4 protein-coding genes are annotated in these 2,866 nt (G+C 65.3%); 1 reads left to right on the forward strand and 3 read right to left on the reverse strand.

Annotated elements, in window-relative coordinates; all coding sequences use genetic code 11:
- Both Q0L57_RS11185 and Q0L57_RS11190 read right to left on the reverse strand, forming a co-directional pair.
- On the reverse strand, positions 1-1,019 hold a 1,019-nt coding region (locus Q0L57_RS11185), incomplete at its 3' end, for a PAS domain S-box protein (RefSeq protein ID WP_296742570.1).
- Positions 1,020-1,048: 29 nt separating this feature from the next.
- A complete protein-coding gene (locus tag Q0L57_RS11190) occupies positions 1,049-1,777 on the reverse strand; it encodes a response regulator transcription factor (protein ID WP_296742574.1) in 729 nt (242 codons plus the stop codon).
- Between the two features lie 92 nt (positions 1,778-1,869).
- Here Q0L57_RS11190 and Q0L57_RS11195 point away from each other — a divergent pair, with 92 nt between their 5' ends.
- Entirely contained in the window at positions 1,870-2,556 is a 687-nt protein-coding gene (locus tag Q0L57_RS11195) for a response regulator transcription factor (protein WP_296742572.1), read from the forward strand.
- Between the two features lie 57 nt (positions 2,557-2,613).
- Here the strand turns inward: Q0L57_RS11195 and Q0L57_RS11200 are convergent.
- Positions 2,614-2,866: hypothetical protein (locus Q0L57_RS11200; protein ID WP_296742577.1), on the reverse strand; the 253-nt coding region annotated here is incomplete at its 5' end.

The raw sequence follows: 2,866 nt of genomic DNA on the forward strand, positions 1-2,866 counted from the left end.
ACGCCGGCAAGCAGCGAGCCCATCGCCGCCATCTTCTCGTTCTGGTGCAGCTTCTCGCGCTGACGGTTGATCTCTTCCTCGGCGCGCAGCTTCTCGCGCAGGTCGCGGATCGAGCCGAAGATCAGGCGGCGGTCGGCGACACGCATCTCGGTCGCCGTCAGCTCGATCGGAAACACCTCGCCGGCGGCGTTCTGGGTCACCGTCTCAAGCCGGTGGCCGACCATCGGCGCGCCCCGGCCGGACATGTAGTCGGCGCCCGATATGTAGCCCTTGCGGTAATAGTCCGGCACCACCGTGTTGAGCAGATCCTTGCCGAGGATATCGCCGCGCTTGAACCCGAACATCTTTTCGGCCGCGGGGTTGAATTCGATGATCGAACCGGTCTCATCGATGACGATGATGGCGTCGAGCGAGGCCTGCAGCATGGTGCGCCGGATAACCTCGCTGGCATGCGCCTCAGAGGGCGAGCGCTCGATCGCGTCGCCGATGGCCAAAGCGATGATATGCAGCGTCGCCTCTTCCTCATCCGTCCAGACGCGCTCGGCGACGCAGTCGTTGACGGCCAGCGTGCCCCAGAGATGGCCATGAGCAAAGACCGAAACCGACAGAAAGGATTTGATGCTCTGCTTTTCGAAATCGGCCCTCAGGAAGCCGTCCAGGTCGCGCGTGTGGCCGGCGAATACCTTGCCCTGGCGCTCGTCCTCCTGCAGCCTCTCCAGGAGCGGATCGGAGTTGATGATCGACTGCATGATGACCGTCGGCGACGCCAGCTCGCCGCCGAAATCAGGGTCGATCCAATAGGCGGCGACGGACTGGGCGAAGCCTTCGCCCGGCAGCTCGCGAAGACGGAAAAGGATGCCGCGCTGGCAATCCAGGCTGCGGCACAGCGTTTCCAGTATGCCGTCCATCTCGCGCTGCCAGTCGCCGGCCTCGCGCAGCCGGCGCACGACGCGTACAGCCGCCATCGCCGCTCCCTGGCGGGAGCCCTGCAGGTCGGTGCGTGCCGTGTCAGCGGACATAACAGGCGGTCATGCAGCCCCTCGCGGGTTCAATTGCCGTCGCCGGTCGGCAGCGAGAATATATAGCCTTCGCCCCGCACCGTGCGCAGGAATTTCGGATTGGCCGGATCGGCTTCGATCTTCTTCCTGAGCCGCATGATGCGGATGTCGACCGCGCGCGAGGACTCGGGATCCTCGACGAATCCGATCGCTTCAGAGATCGCCGCCCGCGTCAGAAGCCGGTTGGCGCGGGTCAGGAAAACCTCCAGCACATCGAACTCGCTCTTGGCCATGTCGATGACCGCGCCATTGGCACCGGTGACCATCCGGCCGTCGAAATCGGCCTGGAAGCCGCCGAAATTCATGAGGCGGCGCGTACCGATCTCGGCCTTCGCCGCCTGTGGAGCGGCCGGCTGCGGCACGCGGCGCAGCACGCTGCGGACCCGCGCCAGTACCTCGCGCAGTTCGTAAGGCTTGACGATGTAGTCGTCGGCGCCGAGTTCCAGCCCGACAATGCGGTCGAGCGCAGTGCCGGCGGCGGTAGCATAGATGATGCCTATCTGGGTCCTGGAGCGCAGCCAGCGGCCGAACGACAGGCCGTCCTCGCCGGGCATGGCGATGTCGAGGATGGCGAGATGGAAGGACTGCGTCTCTATGAGCGCGCGAGCGGCGGCGGCATTCTCAGCCGTGGCGACGTCGTAGCCGTTGGCGCCGAGATACTCGGCGACCGCCTCCTTCAGGTCAGGCTCGTCCTCGACGACGATGATGCGCGCCTTCACCACGCTCTCGCTCCCGCTTCCAGCGGAAAGTAGATTGGGTATAAACATGATGTCCAGCACTCATCTCGATGTGTCTGTGGCGGATGGGGAACATGGCCGCACGATCCGTTATCGCGCTTGTATCGGTTGCCGAAGTGGTGGCCGGCGACCTTGCCGACCATCTCGAGCGGCGCGGACACGATGTGCGCCGGGCGCACCAGCCATGGGAGGCGGAGTCGCTGCTGGTCGCCGGGGGTATCGACATTGTCGTGGTTGGTGACGAGGTGACCCCGGTCGAAGGCCGCGACCTGCTCAAGCGTCATGGCCGCGACGACGGTCCCGACTTCATCCTGATCTGCCGGCCTGCCGAGCTGGTCGACAAGGTGCTCGCGCTGGAGCTTGGCGCCGCCGACGTGGTCGAGAGCCCGCTCAATGTCCGGGAGCTTGCGACACGCATCGGCGGTCTCCTGACGCGACGCGGAAGGATGGTCCAGGAACTGATCGTGCTGGAAAACGCCACGGTCGATCTGAGGTCGGCAATGGTCATGCACCGCTCCGGTGCCGAGGACCAGCTGTCTCCGGGACAGGTGGCGCTGCTCAGGCTGTTCCTGGCAAGTCCGCGCAAGGTGCTGACGCGGGACGACATCATCGCCGCGGCGCCCGCCGAAAACGCCGAGGCGTTCGACCGCTCGATCGATTCGCGCATTGTCCGGCTGCGACGCAAACTCGATACCGAGACCATCACCACCATCAGGGGCTCTGGCTACCGCTTCGATCCGCCGGTGCCGCGCAGCGACTGAGACTGCTTCGCTTACCATCGGAATCTCCGGCCAACTCTGCTTCCGGTCCGGCGCGGCTCAGCGCACCACGAGCATCGACGGGCCGGCGGGCACATATGCGTCGGCGTTGATTTCGCCGGCATGCGCACGATCCTTCAAGAGCACCGTTGCGAGCGCGGCAAAGCCGAGCAGGCCCTGCGCGTAGAGCAGCACCGAAAGCACGGACGCGGCAAATTTCGTCTTCATCTTCAATCCCCGATTTGTCGGTTTCAGCGATGCTTCAGGAAACTCCCGAAGCGCCCGCGCCGCTGACGGAGCCCCCCGCTGCGGC

Source organism: Mesorhizobium sp. (assembly GCF_024509055.1).
In the GTDB taxonomy this organism is placed as follows: domain Bacteria; phylum Pseudomonadota; class Alphaproteobacteria; order Rhizobiales; family Rhizobiaceae; genus Mesorhizobium.

What these genes read in the sequence shown, in the direction of transcription:
- Q0L57_RS11195 (WP_296742572.1), top strand. Translation starts at nt 1,870, where the DNA reads ATGGCCGCACGATCCGTTATCGCGCTTGTATCGGTTGCCGAAGTGGTG.